This window comes from Dolichospermum sp. LEGE 00240 (genome assembly GCF_015207875.1).
GTDB lineage: Bacteria > Cyanobacteriota > Cyanobacteriia > Cyanobacteriales > Nostocaceae > Dolichospermum > Dolichospermum gracile.
Genome location: NZ_JADEVZ010000016.1, coordinates 1 through 19976 on the forward strand (window position 1 = coordinate 1; position 19976 = coordinate 19976).

At 38.5% G+C, this 19976-nt stretch carries 15 protein-coding genes; 9 read left to right on the top strand and 6 right to left on the bottom strand.

Annotated elements, in window-relative coordinates:
• Window positions 1–86: 86 nt before the first annotated feature.
• Entirely contained in the window at window positions 87–1799 is a 1713-nt protein-coding gene (locus IQ226_RS07470; RefSeq protein WP_193894219.1) for a diflavin flavoprotein, read from the bottom strand.
• A gap of 240 nt (window positions 1800–2039) precedes the next feature.
• Window positions 2040–3758 carry a diflavin flavoprotein gene (locus tag IQ226_RS07475; RefSeq protein WP_193894051.1) on the bottom strand — a complete coding sequence of 573 codons (1719 nt, stop codon included), beginning with the start codon at window positions 3756–3758 and terminating at the stop codon, window positions 2040–2042.
• Between the two features lie 858 nt (window positions 3759–4616).
• On the opposite strand from IQ226_RS07475, the gene IQ226_RS07480 reads away from it, so the two are divergent.
• The 6 genes from IQ226_RS07480 to IQ226_RS07505 all read left to right on the top strand — a co-directional run bounded on the left by IQ226_RS07480 (window position 4617) and on the right by IQ226_RS07505 (window position 13896).
• Window positions 4617–5798: an acyltransferase gene (locus IQ226_RS07480; RefSeq protein ID WP_193894054.1), complete on the top strand. Its 1182-nt coding sequence runs from the start codon at window positions 4617–4619 to the stop codon at window positions 5796–5798.
• Between the two features lie 260 nt (window positions 5799–6058).
• Window positions 6059–6700, top strand: coding sequence for a hypothetical protein (locus IQ226_RS07485; protein ID WP_193894057.1), 642 nt, complete (start codon window positions 6059–6061; stop codon window positions 6698–6700).
• A gap of 142 nt (window positions 6701–6842) precedes the next feature.
• Window positions 6843–7622, top strand: coding sequence for a pentapeptide repeat-containing protein (locus IQ226_RS07490; RefSeq protein WP_193894060.1), 780 nt, complete (start codon window positions 6843–6845; stop codon window positions 7620–7622).
• 352 nt (window positions 7623–7974) lie between these two features.
• Window positions 7975–12186: a DEAD/DEAH box helicase gene (locus IQ226_RS07495; RefSeq protein WP_193894063.1), complete on the top strand. Its 4212-nt coding sequence runs from the start codon at window positions 7975–7977 to the stop codon at window positions 12184–12186.
• Between the two features lie 439 nt (window positions 12187–12625).
• Entirely contained in the window at window positions 12626–13144 is a 519-nt protein-coding gene (locus tag IQ226_RS07500) for a hypothetical protein (RefSeq protein WP_193894065.1), read from the top strand.
• A gap of 128 nt (window positions 13145–13272) precedes the next feature.
• Window positions 13273–13896, top strand: coding sequence for a 4Fe-4S single cluster domain-containing protein (locus IQ226_RS07505; protein WP_193894067.1), 624 nt, complete (start codon window positions 13273–13275; stop codon window positions 13894–13896).
• Between the two features lie 129 nt (window positions 13897–14025).
• Here the strand turns inward: IQ226_RS07505 and IQ226_RS07510 are convergent, their stop codons facing one another.
• Both IQ226_RS07510 and IQ226_RS07515 read right to left on the bottom strand, forming a co-directional pair.
• The gene (locus tag IQ226_RS07510; RefSeq protein WP_193894069.1) at window positions 14026–14721 is read right to left on the bottom strand and encodes a DUF305 domain-containing protein; all 696 of its coding nucleotides are present in this window, start codon (window positions 14719–14721) and stop codon (window positions 14026–14028) included.
• A gap of 181 nt (window positions 14722–14902) precedes the next feature.
• Window positions 14903–15748, bottom strand: coding sequence for a hypothetical protein (locus IQ226_RS07515; RefSeq protein ID WP_193894071.1), 846 nt, complete (start codon window positions 15746–15748; stop codon window positions 14903–14905).
• Between the two features lie 83 nt (window positions 15749–15831).
• On the opposite strand from IQ226_RS07515, the gene IQ226_RS07520 reads away from it, so the two are divergent.
• A complete protein-coding gene (locus IQ226_RS07520; protein WP_193894073.1) occupies window positions 15832–16731 on the top strand; it encodes a metallophosphoesterase in 900 nt (299 codons plus the stop codon).
• 109 nt (window positions 16732–16840) lie between these two features.
• Here the strand turns inward: IQ226_RS07520 and rpmB are convergent, their stop codons facing one another.
• The gene (rpmB, locus tag IQ226_RS07525; RefSeq protein WP_193894075.1) at window positions 16841–17077 is read right to left on the bottom strand and encodes a 50S ribosomal protein L28; all 237 of its coding nucleotides are present in this window, start codon (window positions 17075–17077) and stop codon (window positions 16841–16843) included.
• Between the two features lie 158 nt (window positions 17078–17235).
• Here rpmB and IQ226_RS07530 point away from each other — a divergent pair, with 158 nt between their 5' ends.
• Complete coding sequence (locus IQ226_RS07530; protein WP_228039308.1) at window positions 17236–17556, top strand: BrnT family toxin; 321 nt, start codon at window positions 17236–17238, stop codon at window positions 17554–17556.
• A complete protein-coding gene (locus IQ226_RS07535; RefSeq protein ID WP_193894077.1) occupies window positions 17531–17782 on the top strand; it encodes a BrnA antitoxin family protein in 252 nt (83 codons plus the stop codon). Before IQ226_RS07530 ends, IQ226_RS07535 begins: the two co-directional genes overlap by 26 nt.
• Before the next feature lie 51 nt (window positions 17783–17833).
• On the opposite strand, the gene htpG is transcribed toward IQ226_RS07535, so the two are convergent.
• Window positions 17834–19801, bottom strand: a complete 1968-nt coding sequence (htpG, locus tag IQ226_RS07540; RefSeq protein WP_193894079.1) for a molecular chaperone HtpG — start codon at window positions 19799–19801, stop codon at window positions 17834–17836.
• Window positions 19802–19976 lie beyond the last annotated feature (175 nt).

Genomic DNA, 19976 nt, shown 5'->3' on the forward strand with positions numbered 1-19976 from the left:
CAATTAAGGGCGGGGAAACCCCAATTAAGGGCGGGGAAACCCCGCCCCTACAGGTTTTACAATATTAAAGTGAAACGGTATATTCTTTAATAATATGAACCTGTTTTTCGGTGGTTAATAGCAGTCATAGCATCTGGTTTGAGTAATTTACCATTGTCTACGGTTGCGTATATTACCCAATGATCACCGCATTCTAAACGCTGCTGCACTAGACATTCTAGATATGCACAGGCTTCTGTTAAAATGGTACAACCATTATCGGCTTCCGCTGTGGGGAAGTTAGCAAATCTATCTTCTCCAGGTTTAAAACTTTTGCGGAAATGTTTCACGTATTCCAGATGAACACCTTCAGGAAGGATATTCAAGACAAATTTACCACCGGGATATAATAGTGATTCGACTGCTCGCTCTTTGGCGATCGCTACAGTAATTCCCGGTGGATTAAAAGTAGCTTGAGATACCCAAGCTCCCATCATCCCTGTCGAAAATTCTCCTTGTTTGGCGGCGATGACACAGACAGAACCAATAATCCTACCTACAGCTTGTTCTGTGGGGGTTGCAGATTGTTGGGGAACGCGCACTTTCTTAGCTTTTCGCAAACTTTGAGCAAAGTCTGTACCGACTTCTTCGCAATATTTGAGAGTGACTTCATCTGGTTTAAATTTGACTTTCAAGGTATCAAAACCGAAACGATAGCCAGCGTCTCGGAGTTTGCATTCTACCAAGTCTAAAGCTTCACCACTCCAACCGTAAGAACCAAATACTCCCGCTGGTTTGGTGTTGTCTCCTGTGGAAAGGACGATACCCAAAGCGGTGTGAATAGGCGTAGGTGCGTGTCCACCGATGGTAGGAGTACCAATGATAAAACCATCTGCTTGTTCTAAGCTGGTGCGGATTTCGTCAGCGGAAGCAAATTCACAGTTGACAGATTTCACTGCAACGCCACCTTTGGTTAATCCTAACGCCATTGCTTGTGCTAAGGTGGCAGTGTTACCATAAGCGGAAGCGTAGAGAAGTGCTACGGATATTTCTCGATCTTTTTGAGCGCGACTCCATTCACCGTAGGATTTGGTTAGTTCGATTAAACTGGTGCGTACCAATGGTCCATGACCGACAGCATACATTCTTACCTGTAAATCGGAGATTTTCTCCAAAGCTGACTCAACATGGGTTGCATGGGGAGCCATCAGGCAATTAAAGTAATAACGTTGGTCTTCTTTGAAAGTTTCCCAATGATCATCAAATACTTCTTCTCCACAGATGTGAGCGCCAAATAGCTTATCTGTAAAGAGAATTTGGGTTTGTTGGTCATAAGTACAAAGTGCTTCTGGCCAGCGGGGACTGGGAGTAGGTAAGAATTTCAAGACATGACCTTTACCTAAATCTAGGGTTTCTTTTCCCCGCATGACGAGAACTTTGATATCTTGGTCGGTAAAAGCAGCACGTAAATTATTCGCAGCGGGAAGAGAACAAACAAAGGTAATTTGGGGTGCGATCGCTAAAATTGCTTTTAAAGTAGGAATACGATTGGGGTTAAAATGTCCCAAAATTACATAATCCAACTTTTGCACATTCATAGTTTTCTGTAATGCTTCCAGATAAATTTCTGTAAATCCTTCTGCGGGAGCGTCTGTTAATGCAGTTTTATCGGCTTCTATTAAATAGCTATTAGAAGTAGTTCCCCGTTCTAGAGCATATTCAATTTCAAACCGTAACCGGGACTTACTACGCGATCGCATGACTTTTGTATTAGTAGCAATTGGTAGTATTTGTACGTCCCTGGGTCGGGAATCGCTCATGGATACTTGTTGGGTCGAAAAAACTTGAGAAACCCAATTTTTAGCTGATGCAACTGCATTAGAAAATGAATCTGGAAGTGTCATAGTTATTATGAAAGATGGGTAAATAAGAGGAGTCAGGAGTCAGCAGTCAGGAGAAAGAAAGAAGAAGGAAAACAGGAAGAAGAAAGAAGAAAGAAGAAAGAAGAAGGAAATTTTGCTCTTACTTCCACTGACCACTGACCACTGACAAATGGCTAATTAATAGTAATTTCCGACTTTGCGATGACGAACTGCGGTAATTCCATCAGGTTTGGAAACTTTGCCATCTTCAACTGTGCAGTATAAAATCCAGTGATCACTACATTCCATACTATTAACAACTTCACATTCCATATATGCGAGTGCGTCGGTAAGAATGGGTGAACCGTTTTTAGCAGTTTGGGTTTTTACGTCTGCAAATCTATCAGCACCGGGAAGTAAACGTTTGAGAAAATGCTTTTTCAGGTCTTGATAGTTGCCTTCTTCCAGAACATTAAGAACAAAGCGATCGCCTACGTGCAATAAATTATCTAAAGCGCGATCTTTAGCTACAGCAATGGTGAAACCCAAAGGCTGTAAACTGGCTTGTGTCACCCAAGAAGCGATCATTGCACCGCTAACATCACCTTTTTTGGCAGTGACAATATACAAACCATTACTAATTCTTCCCAACGCTTTTTCCATATTCACGTCGAGAGATTTGATTTGTTTAATATTGCGTTCCCGGACTAACAATTGTCCCAAACCATTGCCGGCTTCTGTAAATTGTTTATAGGTGGAATCTGTGGGAGTTTGTTTAATACGAATAGCGGGAAAAGCTTCCTTAATACCTAAATCAATAAATTTGCGTCTGAGAGTATCAATGGGTTCATCATCGCCACCATAGGACTCAAATAAACCCACAACTTGCTTATTTTTAGCAACTGCTAATAAAGAACTAATTGCGGCTTGTGCTTTAATTGCACTAGTAGAAGGCATCCCGACAATTAAACCAGATGCTCGACCGGCTAATTCTTGAATTTCTTGAATTTCTGCGGTGTTTAAATCCAATACTTCTACACCGACACCGGCTTTTTGCAAACCATCACCAATTGCGTGTGCTATGCGATCGCTATATCCATAACCAGAGACATAAAACAAACCCACAGTAGTTTCTGTTTTCGCTTGTTTTTGACTCCAATTGTGATAATATTCTCTGAGAATATCGAGGTTATGATGTAATAATGGTCCGTGTCCATTGGCAATAATTTTGATTTCCCCAAGCTCACCCATTCTTTTCATTGCATTCAGCAAAGAACGAGCATTTGGACCCATTAAGCAATCATAATAAAAGCGAAAATCAGCTTCAATTGCTTCTAAATCTTCATCGAAAGTGCGATCATCACAGTAGTGCATTCCGAACGCATCACAAGTGTAAAGAACTTGGGTTTGGCGATCAAAGCTAAAAATAGTATCTGGCCAGTGTAAATTCGGCGCACTGACAAATTCTATTTCATGATCTTGACCAATTTTGATGCGATCGCCACTTTTGACAATTCGCTTAGAAAAAGGTTCATGTACCAAACCTTCCAAAAATTGCAAAGCCACTTTAGAAGCTAAAACAGTCGCTCTAGGTGCTAACTGTAAAATATCTTCTACTAAGCCACTATGATCAGGTTCAGTATGGCTAACAATTATATAATCAATCGTTTTAGGATTAACTAAACCCTTGAGAGTCTCTAAATATAGTTCACGAAACTTCTGGTGAGAAGTATCAATTAAAACTGTTTGTTCACCTCTAATCAAATATGAATTATAGGTTGTACCATTTTGTAAACCAAATTCAATATCAAAACGATCCCGATCCCAGTCAAGAGAACGAATCGCAGTAGTGTTAGGGGCAATTTCTACAGTTTGTATAGTTAATCGGTTCTGAACGTTCTCTGAGATAGCTACCATTATTTCACAAGAGCAAATAAATAAACAATCATTTCTTCTGCCCCCCATTGTCGCTATTATTTTTTTTTAAAGCTGTAATGAAAAATATATTTCGGAAAATTAAAGTTGTCATCACAGATACAGTTTTTACAAAAGAAGGGAACAGGGAACAGATCAGAAACTAAATCTTTATAATTTATGTTTAAACTTTATTATTACTTGATATTTATTTTGTAACTTTCTTTTAGGATATGAAAAGGACATTATTGATGTCACAATAAAAGCGTTTTATACAAAGAGTGCATAAGTAAAATTTATTGACATACTATGATGACAACAGCAGTATATTCTAAAAATTAGCTGTAAGGAAACCGTTATAGTAATCAGGGAAGTATTTATTAGTTCCAAATATGAAAAAGTATTTGCTGTGATTTTCCAACAAATACATACAGCGGATTGCCAAATTTAGTTACAAATCAATACAGCATCTTTTGTATGGTAATTTACAACAATTAAATAACTCCTATTCAAGAGTCCTTTTGAGAACTTTATAATTAAACAGAAAATCTCTAAGACCCTCTTTTTTAGTGTTATTTATTGTCTGGATTATTCATATTTATTGACTTTTGTATAAGTCCTCAACTTGTTGTGAGTTTCGCAAATGCTTAGAAAACTTTATATTATATTTCTTCTTGATAATTTGCAACTCCAAAATGCAAATAGAGAAGAAACATCCACACAAAAATAGCATAAGTAGGTGAACACAATAAAACCAAACCGTGTAAAGAAACGTAAAATCGCGGAAAACTTCTTTACTCTTGCCTCTTGCCTTCCTATAACGACAATTTTCAACGCCAACCTACTTAGGAGATTAGTTGCATGATTCAAATGATTGAAAAATCCGTCGAAAAGAGACTTCATCTGCCTTATTTAGATGGATTAAGGGGATTAGCATCTCTATATGTTGTCCTTGTACATATTGAACCATCAATTGGGGGAAAATTGCCTATCCTGTGGTCATTATTTGCAGAAACCATGAAATATGGTGCATTTAGTGTTGTTATTTTCATTGTTCTTTCTGGTTATGTTTTGATGCTGCCAGTAGCGCGTTCTCAAAATGGTCAGTTATCAGGAAGTTTCATGAATTATATTAAGAAGCGATCGCGGCGAATTTTACCACCATACTATATAACACTGTTGATCTGTTTGCTATTAACAGCAATTATCTTGGGTTTAGAAAAATTTACCGATTTTCAATGGAATCCAGAAGCAGGACTAGGAGCATTTTCTCCCAGATTTTCTTGGATGGATGTCTTGCTTAAACTACTCCTAGTTCATAATCTTGACAGCAACTCATATCTAACTATTAACCCACCCATGTGGACTGTGGCTACAGAATGGCAAATATACTTTTTATTTCCGCTATTTTTATTACCTATATGGCGACAGTTGGGATTATTTGGAGTTGTGATTATTACCTTTTTAATTGGGTTAACTCCTCTATATTTGTTGAATGGATTATTTGAATCAGCCAATCCTTGGTTTTTATGTATATTCTGTTTAGGAATGGCAGCGGCAGATATTGGATTTTCCCAAAAACCCCAGTTAGTAGCTATCAGAAATTCCTTACCTTGGGGTTGGTTAGCTATTATCTTTACCTGTCTTGCTGTCATCACTGAATGGCGACGGCTAGGACTGCATATATGGATTAATCAAACTTTCGCCGGTTTAGCATTTGCTTGCCTATTTATTTCCTTAACCAAGTCAATAATAGAAGACAAACAACCATCTTTAATCCTACGGATTTTACAACATCCTTTAGCGATCGCTCTGGGAACATTTTCCTATAGTCTCTATCTCACTCATGGACCAGTGTTAGTTTTTGTGCGTTACTTCCTGTTTTACCTACCAATCTCACCAGATATGTTTGCCGCCGGATGTTATTTACTGGGTACGGTAATGTCACTGATTATCGCCTACTGTTTCTACTTATTTTTTGAGCGGCCATTTATGTCAAATTTCTTGAAAAAGAGAAAAATCAAAGATGCCGTAATCTCATAAAAGTCTCAGAAAAATAAAACCCTTTTGGTGCATCTAAAATATCTAATCCCAAATATTTTTACTTTCAGGCTGACTTATTTCCTATTAATACTTATAAATCAAACATCCTCCAGCCGAAGAATTAATCATCACCAATTAGCAAACCAGTCCACTTTAACGGTAAACTCATATATTGCAGATCCCCGACTTCTTCGAGAAGTCGGGGATCTAAATCAATCTCAATCCAAAATGTTTACCCTCATGACTGGAGAATTAAGACTTTGGGCATAGAACTACGCAGTTTCGTATTTCTAGACAATCTGCAACCTCAACACGCCGCATACATGGGAACAGTAGCCCAGGGTTTCTTACCATTACCGGGGGATACATCCCTATGGATTGAAATTTCCCCTGGTATCGAAATCAACAAGATTACGGACGTAGCCCTGAAATCCGCTTCCGTTCGTCCTGGAGTGCAAGTAGTAGAACGGCTATATGGACTATTAGAAGTCCATTCTGGCTCTCAAGGGGAAACACGAGCCGCTGGAGATGCGATTTTGGCGTTCCTGGGGGTCAAAAAAGAGGAATGTATTAAACCTCGCGTAGTCTCTAGCCAAATTATCCGCAATATTGACGCTTACCAAACCCAACTTATTAACCGTACCCGACGAGGACAACTCCTACTAGCAGGACAAACCCTCTATGTATTGGAAGTTGAACCAGCCGCTTATGCAGCATTAGCAGCCAATGAAGCAGAAAAAGCAGCGCAAATTAACATCCTCGAAGTTCAAGCTGTCGGTAGTTTTGGCAGACTTTATTTAGGTGGCTCAGAACAAGATATTTTAGCAGGAGCAGCGGGCGCTTTAGCCGCAATTGACAACTCACCTGGAAGGGAAAATTCCCAAGGTAAGCGTAACGAATAAGGAACAAGATTGACGCAACTAACATATTAGTAGGGTGCGTCAAATGTTAAAAATCTGTTTATTCTTACCCCATAATCGAGTCTGACGCACCCTACAAGAAATATTAAATGTGAAACTTGCATAAGTCCTAAAGGAGCAAAAAATGGCAAATCAACAACATCTCAATATATTACGATCAGGAGCAGTTACTTGGATAGAATGGAGAAACAAAAATTCCCAAATTGAAATTGATCTTAGCGGTGCAAATCTCCTAGGAGAAAACCTCCGCGGAGCAAATCTCCAAGGAGTAAACTTGAATAAAGTAAATTTAGCTCATGCTTTATTAGTACGAACTAATTTTAGTCATGCTAATCTCAGTAATGCTATTTTTTATCAAGCCAAATTAATTGAAGCTAACTTGAGTCAAGCTAATTTGAGTATTGCTAATTTGAGTGGGGCAATTTTAACCCAGGCTAATTTAAGTTTTGGCAACTTTATTGGTGCTGATTTTAGTGGCGCAAATCTGGAAAATACTCTGATTACAGATGCTAATTTAATTGGTACAGATTTCCAAAATGCTAATTTTAAAAACGCCGATTTATCATCGTCACAACTTATTCGCAGTAATTTAAGTTTTGCAACTTTAATGGCAGCTAATTTAATTACTGCTAATTTAAGTGAAGCAAATTTATATGAAGCCGAATTAATGACTGCTCAACTTTATCAAGCTAATTTACATAAAGCAAATTTAACAAAATCTCATTTAGGAAACGCATTTTTATCTAAAGCAAATTTGAGTGAAGCAAATTTAACGGAAGCTGATTTAAGTTGGGCAAATTTAAAAGGTGCGAACTTAGCAGGAGCAAATTTAAAAGGTGCAAATATTCGCGGCACAAATTTTCAGGGAGCAAATCTAAAAGGGACGATTTTAGAAAAAGATTAAGGAGGGAAAATAAATCCATGCACATTCAATAAAGTTATTATCAATAACTTCCGCTGCTTCGAGCATAAAAATTAAAGGTATGTGAAGAAGAGCAACGCAAACTCATTTTTAACGCCCACCTACTTATGTGTTAAGTCCTTGGTAGATTACGGATATGACTGCGCTAAAACAAAACTTAACGCACTATTTCAGGTTAAATCAGAATTACAGGTTATTAAATGTTTAAGGATCAAAACTTTGAGAAAATGTAGCAATTCATCTGATAATCTAAAAGGTAATATTCCAGTTAAAAGCTCAACTGCTTTTGCACATCTACACCAGATACCTAACAACGGTGTCAATTATTAGTACCATGCCCGATTTTAACGCTAATTCCACCCAACTACGAACACAACTCGCTAAAAAATACTTCGATTTATCCCCTGCTATCCAAAAGATTATCCAATTGTTTTCGATAATTTATGGACCGATAGACAAAAGTTCATTCCTCAGTTGTCTTTCGCAAACTGCTGCCTTAGACGAAAAGAATAGACCTTGGACTACTACAACCCTCAATTACCAAATTGAAAAATTGGTAATAGCACTTTTGCTAGTTAAGGAAAACAAGTTAGGTCCTGAATGCAATCCGTTACTCACAGAAATTGCTACTCGTCATGCAATAGAAACAGGGACTTTCGATATATTAGTTAAAGCCGTAGAGGAAAAACTACCTGTAAGTAATCACTGGAACAAGAAATCACGGATGTTCCGCAGTCTGGGCCAGTGTATCAGAGAAATCCGCATTGGTCTTTACCGCCAAGACCTTAATTTTATTAATAAGCAAATTGAAGATTACCAAAATTACAGTAATCATACAGAAAAAATAGTCATAGAAAATATTTTTGAACAGATATGCAATAACCCATTTGACGAAAATTGGTTTAAGACCTTACCACAAGAATTATATGAACGTGGTATATCTAGCATCCTCTTCAATTCAGCATTAAAATTGTCTGACTGCGAAGATGCGTTTATGATGCTAGACGAAGAATGTTGTGAATCTGAAAAATATGCTTCGGATTATCTAAATCTGGTTTTGACAGAACAATTCTTGTTACGGGGTGATACTGAAGAAGCACAGGATAGTTTAGAACGGATATCAGATGAATATCAAAATAACACAGCTACTTATTGGGGTTGGTTGAATTTTCTTCGAGGTGAAAATGAACAAGCCATTAAATATTATACAGATGCCCTCAAAGCTATAAAAAAAGCCACAGGCAAACGCTCAATATATTTTAATACAATGGGCGGCTTATTTTTTATCCTAGCATTGTTAAAAGATGGTTCAGCAGAACGCCTCAAAGAAGCAGAAGAGTATGCCACATTAATGTCTCGTGAATCATATCATTGGCTCACGTTTATTTATGCCAGACTGAAAATGGTATTGCAAGTCCAGCGAGGTGATATTACTCAAAAAGAACTTGTAGTAAGTGCCTATATTGCTTCGGTGGAAGAAGAAAATAGCTTACAAACATTATTTTGTTCTCTGTGCCTTTATTGGATGGATGCTGAGAGTGCTAAGAAAAAATTACCTGATTTATTAGAACCATTATATCGGCGATCGCTTGCATCCGGTTATTACTGGTTAGCAATGGAAAGCGCGGAACTCTTATCTCGACTCAAACCCAGTAGTAACTATAAACAACAAGCAGCAGCACTAAGAGAAGATAGTGGCATCCAAACCATAGTAGATGTAATCCAACCCCAAGCAGCTTGGGAAATGTGTCTTAATGCCCTCGCAAATCTTCAGAAACAACCACAAAAACCTGGCAAACCAGAGTCAGAACTGCGGTTAGCATGGTTCATTACCTTCCATTCCGTTCAATGTAGTTTACAGCCCAAAGAACAAAAAGTTAATGCCAAAGGAGAATGGAGTAAAGGTCGTCCCATAGCCCTTAAACGTCTTAGCAGTGGATTAGCTGAGTTTGATTACGTCACACCCCAGGATATGCGGGTCTGTGGTTGTATTGAGGCATATAGTGAGGGCTATTATGGCAAAGTTGACTATATGTTTAACGAAAAAGCCATCTTAGCTTTAATTGGACACCCCACAGTTTTTTGGGAAGATACGCCTAATATCCGGGTAGAAATTGTCAAAGGAGAACCAGAACTACTGGTGAAAAAAGAAAAACAAGGTCGTCTCACCTTGGAATTTTCGCCCAAATTACCAGAATCACAGAATATTCTGCATATTAAAGAAACCCCAACTCGCATCAAAGTTATTGAAATTAAAGCTGAACACAGACGCATTGCCGAGATTATTGGTAAAGATAACAAATTAAATGTTCCTGCGATCGCCGAAAAGCAAGTTTTAGCAGCTATTAATGCCGTCTCTGGTATCGTTACCGTCCATTCTGACATCGGTGGAGGCGCAGAAGGTGCAGAAGAAGTCCCTGCCCAAACACTACCCCACATTCACCTCTTACCTGCCAATTCCGGCTTGAAAATCACCCTGTTATCCCGTCCTTTTACCCAAGGTGGTCCCTACTTCCGTCCGGGTGCAGGTGGTGAAACAGTCATTGCCGAAATTGATGGTAAACGTCTGCAAACCAAACGCAATTTAGCAGAAGAAAAACAACTTGCTAAAAACGCTATAGCCGCCTGTCCCACCTTAACTCGCATTGAAGAACAAGATAGCGAATGGTTAATACAAGACCCAGAGGACTGTTTAGAACTGTTGCTAGAATTGCAAACACTGGGAGACAGTGTAGTTATGGCTTGGCCAGAAGGGGAAAAACTGCGTGTTAGTCACAATGCAGGTTTAAAAGACTTTAATTTATCAATTCAACGTCAACAAGATTGGTTTGCAGCCACCGGTGAATTGAAATTAAATGACGACCTGGTGCTAGATATGCAGCAACTCCTAGCACTTCTAGAGAAAACCCCCAGCCGATTTATCCCCTTGGGTGACGGTCAATTTCTGGCTTTAACCCAGGAATTTCGCAAGCGCCTCGACGAATTACGGATGTTTTCCGAAAAACATGGAAAAGGTATGCGTTTTCACCCCTTAGCCACATTGGGGTTAGAGGATTTTGTAGATGAAGTAGGTAAACTAAAAGCAGATAAACATTGGCAGGAACATATTCAGAAACTCAAAGAGGTAAAAGACCTGCAACCAGAACTCCCGTCTACCTTTCAAGCCGAATTACGGGACTATCAAATGGAAGGGTTTTGTTGGTTGGCGCGTTTAGCACATTGGGGTGTAGGTGCTTGTTTAGCTGACCAAATGGGATTGGGTAAGACTGTACAAGCTTTAGCTGTTATCCTCAGAAATGCCCATGCAGGCCCAACTTTAATTATTGCCCCCACTTCCGTCTGTATGAATTGGGTGAGTGAAGCGCAGAAATTCGCCCCAACTCTGAATATTATGCAATTTTATGGTGCGAACCGCCAAAAATTATTGGATGGGTTACAACCATTGGATATGTTGGTATGTAGTTATGGTTTATTACAACAAGAAGAAGTAGCTCAAATGCTTGCTCAAGTGCAGTGGCAAACGATTGTATTGGATGAAGCCCAATCAATTAAAAATATGGCTACTAAACGTTCCCAAGCAGCTATGAACTTAAAAGCTAATTTTAAAGTGTTGACAACAGGAACTCCCATTGAAAATCATCTGGGTGAGTTGTGGAATTTGTTCCGCTTTATTAATCCTGGTTTATTGGGTTCTTTTGAAAGCTTTAATCAACGCTTTGCAAATCCCATTGAGAGATATCAAGATAAACAAGCACGTAATAAACTGAAAAAACTGATTCAACCATTCCTATTACGACGCACAAAAAATCAGGTGTTGGAGGAATTACCTTCTCGGACGGAAATTCTGCTTCATGTCGAGTTAAGTAAAGAGGAAAAGGCATTTTATGAAGCGTTGCGTCGTCAAGCTATATCTAAACTGAGTGAAAGTAATGCAGATGCAGGACAAAAACATTTACAAGTGTTAGCAGAGATTATGAAATTGCGTCGCGCTTGCTGTAATCCTAGTTTGGTGATACCTGATACTGAGTTATCTAGTTCTAAGTTACAGCTTTTTGGTGAGGTGTTGGGTGAATTGCTAGAAAATCGCCATAAGGCGTTGGTGTTTAGTCAGTTTGTTGATCATTTGCATATCATCCGCGATTATCTAGATAAACAAAGTATTAAATATCAATATTTAGATGGTAGTACCCCAATGGCAGAACGGAAAAGAAGCGTGGATGCCTTTCAAGCGGGGGATGGGGATGTTTTTCTCATTAGTTTGAAAGCGGGGGGTACAGGACTCAACCTCACCGCTGCTGATTACGTTATCCATACAGACCCTTGGTGGAATCCGGCTGTGGAAGATCAAGCTTCTGACCGCGCCCACCGGATTGGCCAACAACGCCCGGTAACAATTTATCGCTTGGTGGCTAAGGATACTATTGAAGACAAGATTGTGGAGTTGCATCATCATAAGCGGGATTTGGCGGATAGTCTATTGGAAGGTACGGATATGATTGGCAAGATATCAACGGAAGCTTTGCTGCAATTGATTCATGAAGGTTAATATTGTTATATATCGTTCCTTTGACGATCAATATAATCATTGATTAAAGCCTGGAACGCAATACTGTTCGGGCGATTCTTCTTCTTTGCGTGGTCTCGTTTGGTACTCAGGATAAACCTTACAGCCAGATATGCAAATCCGCCCCTTAGAACGGAGAAATGCGGTGTGAAAAATTGCTGAAATCCCCAGAACCAGAGGAACTTAAAAACTTTTGATTAAACAAAATAAAATCTGCCCTTTCATCTATCTAAAGAAATAGATTTTAGTTTGTAATTAATCTAAAATTAACCTATTGATAAAAAGGCTCTTTTTTTTAAATAAAGCTGCAATTTTGGGAAAAAGTCTGATAGATTATCGGTATTGAGTTTTTCATTGTCCGTTCCATCTGCGAGAATCTTATCAACTCGATTCCCTCTTATTAATTTAGTTCGTGCATATTATGGATATCTTATTTGTTCAGGGTGAAGAAAGTAAAAATATCATCGGATGTTATGGAAATACAGAAGGAATTGCGGCTGTGGTTGTCACAGTATTTCCAGACAATAGTAAATATGAAATTATTGATTCCGTTTTCCGTCGTCGTCTAGGACTGAAGCCAACTGCTGATGATTTACTAGGACTGGCTAACACCCATAAAGTTAAATATATTATCGGTAATAAACTCATGGAAAACGTTTACAGTGGGGGAACATTAGAAAAAAATTATGAGTTCCCTGTGGAAATTCAATGGGAAACCAGTGAAATTAATGTTGAGAAATTGCTATTTCTCACCGAATGTTATCTCAATGAAGGTAGATTAAATCTAGCTGCTAATGTCGAAAACGTCATCGAAAAAGAATTACGGTCTTTCGACCTGCAAAAATGCCGAGATTATGGTCAAGCCAGCCACAGGATATTTGCATTCTTTCATGCGATCGCTGCTGCGCGTTCATTCATCCCCTCCTGGGCAAAAGCTTAAAAAAACCTCAGGGTTAATTGTACAAAATAATCAAACTTTAAAAAGCTTATATTTTCTTTCTCCACACTTTTTCAGAGTCTCGCTATATTAGCAAGTAATAGGAAAAGTTGAAAAGGAGTTGAGAAAAGATGGAAACTAAGCCCATGAACCCATCTCTAGGACTCGCGGACATTCCCCCCGGTTATTTGAACATTATGGGTTATGTTGACCAATCAGAAGTTAATGGACCCGGTTGTCGGGCTGTTGTCTGGGTACAAGGTTGTAACCGGGAGTGTTCTGGTTGCTTTAATCCCGACTCCTGGGCATTTGAGATTAATGATTTAGTTGCTATTGATACCCTCGCTGAAAGTATTCTCAAAAATCCCCAGAATACGGGTGTAACTTTTTCCGGTGGTGAACCATTTTGGCAAGCACCTGCATTAACAATTTTAGCCAAAAAGTTAAAAGCAGCGGGTTTAAATGTTATGTCTTTTACTGGCTTCACTCTTCAACAATTACAATCTGATTCCGCACCTCCCGGTGCAAAAGAATTATTGGCAGAATTAGATATTTTGATTGATGGTCCTTTTGTCAAATCTCTAGCAATTAATTCTCCTGATTCTCCCGTTTCTTCTAGTAATCAAAAAGTCAATATCTTTAATCCAGAATTTGCCGATAAAATTACTTGGGCTAGTGATCAAATTGAAGTCCACATTCTTAAAGATGGCAATCGCATTGTTACAGGTTATCAAGGTTTATTGGAATTAAGCTAATTTTAGGGAGGCTGAAAAAATCAAGGTACGTTCGTTTTTCAGTCTCTCCAGTTTGGAAATGCTAAAATTCTTCATATAACCAGCCGTAACGATTATAAATCAAGCGCAATATCCGGCTTCCACAATGGTTTATACAGGCTTTGACTTATACCAACTTTGATACCATTGCTGCATTTGCTTAATTTCTGCCATTTGAGTTTTAATGATAGACCTAGCTAAATTACGGATTTCTGGTTTGGCAGTTTTTTTAACAATTATCTGTGACATTTTGACAGCCATACGATGATGAGGAATCATTTGACGAATAAATTCTTTATCAAAATCTGGTGCATTTTTTAATGTTTCTAAATCCATATTCATGCAGTGCATTTTACCATTCATCGGCATTTTCATCGTGTCTGGTGGATTCATTTGTTGGCACATATTCCCATGACCTGCCATCATTTCTTGATCAGTCATAGTCATTATAGGTACTTCTTTACCGTACCATGTCTTATACCAGGTTCTCATCTGTTCGATTTCGCGGGTTTGGTCTTTTTTAATAGCAACTGCTAGGTTCTTAATTTCTGGATGTTGTCCGCGAGTTGATGCGATATCAGCCATTTCTACTGCTTGCTGATGGTGCGGAATCATCATTTCGATGAAATGCTGATCTGTTTGCATCATCATTCCTTTTTTTGGGGGATTAGCTTGTTTAGATAAATGATGAGAATTGTGTTCAGAATTGGGACTCTGTGCTTGTGTGTTACTGATAATTAATAATCCACTCATAGCACCACTGCTTACTAACCCAATCAAACCATAAATCAAATTTTTGCCGTTCATAACTTGTTTTTCCTTGAAAATATGAAGATTTAATAGTAAAAGTCATTAAACCTAACTGTTGCAAATATTTGGAACCAGTTATGTGTTTAACTATAATTGTAGCTTTTCATGGGAATATGAAATCCAGATGAAATGTTTTGTGATATTAATCTTTATTAACAAAATAACTGTCTATCAACTTTCAACGTTTAAAAATTATCATTTTATTACCCACAACTGGACTACGGGCGATGATTTTCCCTTGAAAATCAACAAGTTCTAAATGGACAAAATTAAGTTCTTGAGAACGTCGTAATATATCCGCAGCTAGTTTATCCTGCTGAGATTTTTCCAGATTATACCAAATATCACTAATTTTTACAGTTAAATCACTAGTACGGAAATTAGCTTGCAGAGGTTTTATGAGTTGAGAAATAATATTTTTATCCTTCATATTTTTAACAGCAATGGTAATATCCGAAAACTGATTTTCAATTGCTGCTAGTAAAGCTTGTTCAGGTGTTAATTCAACAACTGGAGTCGGGGTAGTTTCAGTTTCTATAACCGGAGTTGGTATGACTTCCGGTTCAACAACTGGGGTGGGGGTTGGTATGACTTCCGGTTCTATAACTGGGGTTGGAGGTGGTTCTGGTTCTATAACTGATTTTGGTGGGATAACCCCTTCTACCGGGGGAACAGTTGCGACTTCCACAGATTTAGGAATAAACATAAATGTAGTTATTCCTATTGTCACCACAAAAATTACTGCAAAAATCCCTGTCAGCACCGTATCTGATACATTGTTAGATATATTTGATGGTAAAAATAAGCGGAATGTCCTTAAAAATCCATCCCAACGCGATAAAAAATTAGTTTTTTTCTGAGTATCAGCGGGTGTTTCTGTCTCCAGTTTAACTACTGTAGTTTCTAAAACACCAATCGTTCCCCGCAAAACTTGGATAATTGCCGTTTTCCAAATTGGTTGATTTTTTTGATAGAGTGTAGGTGCGGGTTCATTTCTTGGTTTTCTGCGTTGGTCTCCTGACATGGAACTTTTACCCAAATTAGCGAATCAAGAATATAGAAAACGTATTTTGACTATCATCATCTATTGTGCCATTTTCATAAAATATGAATATTAATCGCCGTCAATTTTTGTTTTTAGGTGGAATCAGCACCATAGCATCTGGACTTTTGGGTGGGAAATTGTCAGATTCAAATTCTCTCATAGAATCAGCAACAGCAGCGAAACCAGTCAAAAAAGATTTATTATTGCGCTTTGTCTCCGTTGCTGATACAGGAACTGGTGCAAAAGGACAATATGCTGTCGCTAATGCTATGAATTTTTATCATCAGCAAAATCCTTATAATTTGGTAGTTTTAGCTGGTGATAATATCTATAATAATGGGGAAATTGAGAAAATAAATGCAGTTTTTGAACGTCCCTATCAACCTTTACTAAAAAATGGTGTCAAGTTTCATGCTTGTTTAGGTAATCATGATATTCGCACTGATAATGGTGTTCCCCAAGTTAAATATCCTGGTTTTAATATGCAGGGACGTTATTACACATTTAGTCAAAATAAAGTTCAGTTTTTTGCCTTAGATACTAATGGTAATGCTGATTGGAAAAATCAATTAATTTGGTTAGATAAAGAATTAAGTCTGAGTCAAGCACCTTGGAAAGTTGTCTTTGGTCATCATCCCATTTATTCATCTGGTCATTATGGGAATAATGCCAGTTTTATTAAAACCTTTACTCCCCTATTTAAAAAATACAATGTTCAACTTTATATCAATGGTCATGATCATAATTATGAACGCACTCGCCCTATCAACGGAACTACCTATTTAATCTGTGGTGCCGGTGCTGGTAATCGTCCAGTTGGTCGTTCTCAATGGACAGAATATTCAACCAGTGATTTGAGTTTTGCTGCCTATGATGTGTATGCAGATAAAATGGAAGTGAGGGCTATTGGTACTAATAATCGCGTTTTTGATCAGGGTATAATTAAATTAAATAGTGTTTAATGAAAGGAGTCAGGAGTCAGAAGGAAGTAGAAAGTAGAATAATCAATATCAAAGGGCTGCCCCCTGCCCCCTGCCCCCTGCCCTCTGCCTCTGACCTGTTCCCTACTATTTAGTAATGGTTGAGGTTGATTCCTGCTTCTTTTGCCATTGCGTCTAAACCTTTAAATTCTAAGGTTTTGATAGCTTTGGTGGAAAGTTTCAATTTTACCCAACGGTTACCAGCAGGCCACCAAACCCGCTTTGTTTGCAGATTAACGTGCTGTAGACGGTTAGTGTGACGGTTGGAGTGGGAAACGGAACAAGCGTTATTGGCTTTTTTACCAGTTAGTTCACAACGACGGGACATAATAAATATCTCCTAGAGTTCTATTTTAAGACAACCTTCCTATTATATCTCAACAAGTTCGGGAAAAAGAATAATTATCTAGTATCTAGGGAATTATGGCAAGCATTACCTACCTTTTGAGAAAATCTTAATCTTTACCATTCGTCACTAATGCTACCATGGTGTATATACAAAATGTGTCTACAAGTTTAATGGAACTTGAATGGGACGAACATAAAAATCAACAAAATCAGAAAAAACATGGACTTAGCTTTGAGGAAGCACAAGAAATTTTTCAGGGAATCGTTTTTACGTCAATTGATGAACGATTTGACTATGATGAAGAAATTAGAGAAATTACTATTGGTGCAATACAAGGAATTATTCTTGTCACCGTAGCCCATACCCAAAGAAACGGCAAAATTCGTCTGATTTCAGCCCGAAAAGCCACCCCTAAAGAAAGAAGACAATACTATGAATATCTCGCCGAAACGCCTTGAAGAAATCCAAAATATCCCAGATTCTGCTATTGATACTTCTGATATTCCCGAATTAGACGATCATTTTTGGGAAACAGCTAGAATGGTGAAACCAATCACTAAAAAAGCTATTTCCATTCGCTTAGATAGTGACGTTTTGGAATGGTTTAAGCACCAGGGAAAAGGCTATCAATCAATGATTAATACTGTGCTTCGTTCTTATATTAACCATCAAGAAAATCTCTAAAAAAATCAAGTGTTATAACCGACTTCTCGGAGAAGTCGGTTATCTGGCCGTTTATTTGCTGGCTTGTTCTGTTAGCTTGGTAAGTACATCATTGGAACGTTCGACAAAGGATTTCATCCCATCTGCATCAAAGCCTTTTTGCGAGATCAGTGCCAGATCATAAACGTGCTGACACATCATGGTTACTAATTGGCTGGATGGTGATTCACCATCACCCTGAATAATACTACCCTGACTGAGATTAACCAGGTTTTGAATTAACGGATGGGCAGTATTTACTAGTAAAATATGTTCTTCGGGGAATTCGACGGTTTGCTGCTGCATCATAGCACTCATTTCGCGCATCCGGCGGAGAAATTCGGGTAATAATACCATTGCCGGTGGTGTTCCTTGAGGGTCATCTGATTTTAAAGACTCGGTGCGGATGTTGAGTTTTGGCTTGTTGAGGGCTTTCTCAAATAGTTCTTTAATGACTTCTCCTTTGGTTTTGTTGGTGGTGGGGTCAACAATTTCGCTGGTTTTGTCATCGAGGAGGGTATTATCGAGGTCAGAGTCTACCCGTGTAAATTTGACATCTCGATATTCTTGTTCGAGGAAGTTAATGAAGTGGGTATCAATGAAGGAGTCCATATAGAGGACTTCTAAGCCTTGATTTTTGTGGAGTTCAATATAAGTGGCTTGACTGGCTGCATCTGTGCTGTAAAATACCTTATTTTCGTGACGTTCTTTGTTCCGTTCTAGGTATTCTTTGAGGGTGGTGTAGGGGATGCTAGTGCCATTTTTGGGGGTGACATCTTGCCACGCATCACCATCGGTAGATTGGACTTCAAAGGCTGCGGTGTCGGCTACAGGGGCTTCTAATTTGGCTGTGCTGCGGAAGATGATGATATCTTCGACTTGTTTTTTGAATTTATCATCGTTGAGAACGCCAAATTTCACGAATGTTCCCAAGTCTTTCCAGGCTGTTACGTATTGTTCACGGTTGTCGCGGTATAATTCTTTGAGTCTATCGCCAACTTTTTTCGCGATATAATCACCAATTCTCTTGATGGTGCGATCGCCTTGCAATGCACTCCGTGATACATTTAAAGGTATATCAGTGCTATCAATTACCCCTCGCATGGGCATTAAAAACTGGGGAATAATTTCCTCACAGTTATCACTCACAAACACCTGATTGCAGAATAACTTAATTTGTCCCTTGGTTACATCCACATCAGGACGCATTTTCGGGAAATACAAAATCCCATTAATCACAAAGGGATAATCTGTATTCAAATGCACCCACAGCAAAGGTTCTTCCTGGAAAGGATACAAGTAGCGGTAAAACTCTAAATAATCTTCTTTGGTGAGACTACTGGGAGATTCACGCCACGCAGCTTTTTGTTTATTTAAAACTTCCCCATCCATTTTAATGGGAACTGGCATGAAATCGCAATAAGTCTTGACAAGATTCTTAATTCGTGCTGGTTCGAGAAACTCCTCCTCTTCCCCTTCCAAGGTGAGGATAATCGTGGTTCCGCGGGTGGTGCGAGCAGATTCATCCAGGACAAATTTAGGTGAACCATCGCAAGTCCAACGCACAGCTTGTGCGCCTTCCTGGTAGGATAGAGTATCAATTTCCACTTGCTTCGCTACCATGAAAGAAGAGTAGAAACCCAAACCGAAATGACCGATAATCGGTTGATCTGCCTTACCTTCATACTTGTCAATAAATTCTTCAGCACTGGAGAAAGCAACTTGGTTAATATATTTTTTGACTTCCTCTGCGGTCATGCCAATGCCATTATCAGTAATGGAGAGGATTTTGTTGTCTTTATCAATGCTAATGGTAATTTCTGGTTCGCCAATTTCCCCATTATATTCACCAGCACGGGACACCATATTTAATTTTTGGATAGCGTCTACCGCGTTGGATACCAGTTCCCGCAAGAAGATTTGATGGTCTGAGTAGAGAGACTTCTTGATAATTGGGAAAATATTATCGGTATGAATACTGATGTTACCTTGTTCTAGCATAGTTATCCGTCGGTTGTGGTTGCTTGCTGATAATTTATGAAAATCAATTTTCGGTGATTTTATCTTTTTTGGGGTCAGGAATACCTCTTATTTATGATTCGGATTACACTACCAAGGGATTATTAATGGTTTTAGATATTTATAATAAAAGTTAAGTATATTCAACTATCTTGAG

Bases quoted from the DNA above. Each gene is read 5' to 3' on its own strand.
- IQ226_RS07470 (WP_193894219.1), bottom strand. From the start codon at position 1,799: ATGAGCGATTCCCGACCCAGGGACGTACAAATACTACCAATTGCTACT.
- IQ226_RS07475 (WP_193894051.1), bottom strand. From the start codon at position 3,758: ATGGTAGCTATCTCAGAGAACGTTCAGAACCGATTAACTATACAAACT.
- IQ226_RS07480 (WP_193894054.1), top strand. From the start codon at position 4,617: ATGATTCAAATGATTGAAAAATCCGTCGAAAAGAGACTTCATCTGCCT.
- IQ226_RS07490 (WP_193894060.1), top strand. From the start codon at position 6,843: ATGGCAAATCAACAACATCTCAATATATTACGATCAGGAGCAGTTACT.
- IQ226_RS07495 (WP_193894063.1), top strand. From the start codon at position 7,975: ATGCCCGATTTTAACGCTAATTCCACCCAACTACGAACACAACTCGCT.
- IQ226_RS07500 (WP_193894065.1), top strand. From the start codon at position 12,626: ATGGATATCTTATTTGTTCAGGGTGAAGAAAGTAAAAATATCATCGGA.
- IQ226_RS07505 (WP_193894067.1), top strand. From the start codon at position 13,273: ATGGAAACTAAGCCCATGAACCCATCTCTAGGACTCGCGGACATTCCC.
- IQ226_RS07510 (WP_193894069.1), bottom strand. From the start codon at position 14,721: ATGAACGGCAAAAATTTGATTTATGGTTTGATTGGGTTAGTAAGCAGT.
- IQ226_RS07515 (WP_193894071.1), bottom strand. From the start codon at position 15,748: ATGTCAGGAGACCAACGCAGAAAACCAAGAAATGAACCCGCACCTACA.
- IQ226_RS07520 (WP_193894073.1), top strand. From the start codon at position 15,832: ATGAATATTAATCGCCGTCAATTTTTGTTTTTAGGTGGAATCAGCACC.
- rpmB (WP_193894075.1), bottom strand. From the start codon at position 17,077: ATGTCCCGTCGTTGTGAACTAACTGGTAAAAAAGCCAATAACGCTTGT.
- IQ226_RS07530 (WP_228039308.1), top strand. From the start codon at position 17,236: ATGGTGTATATACAAAATGTGTCTACAAGTTTAATGGAACTTGAATGG.
- IQ226_RS07535 (WP_193894077.1), top strand. From the start codon at position 17,531: ATGAATATCTCGCCGAAACGCCTTGAAGAAATCCAAAATATCCCAGAT.
- htpG (WP_193894079.1), bottom strand. From the start codon at position 19,801: ATGCTAGAACAAGGTAACATCAGTATTCATACCGATAATATTTTCCCA.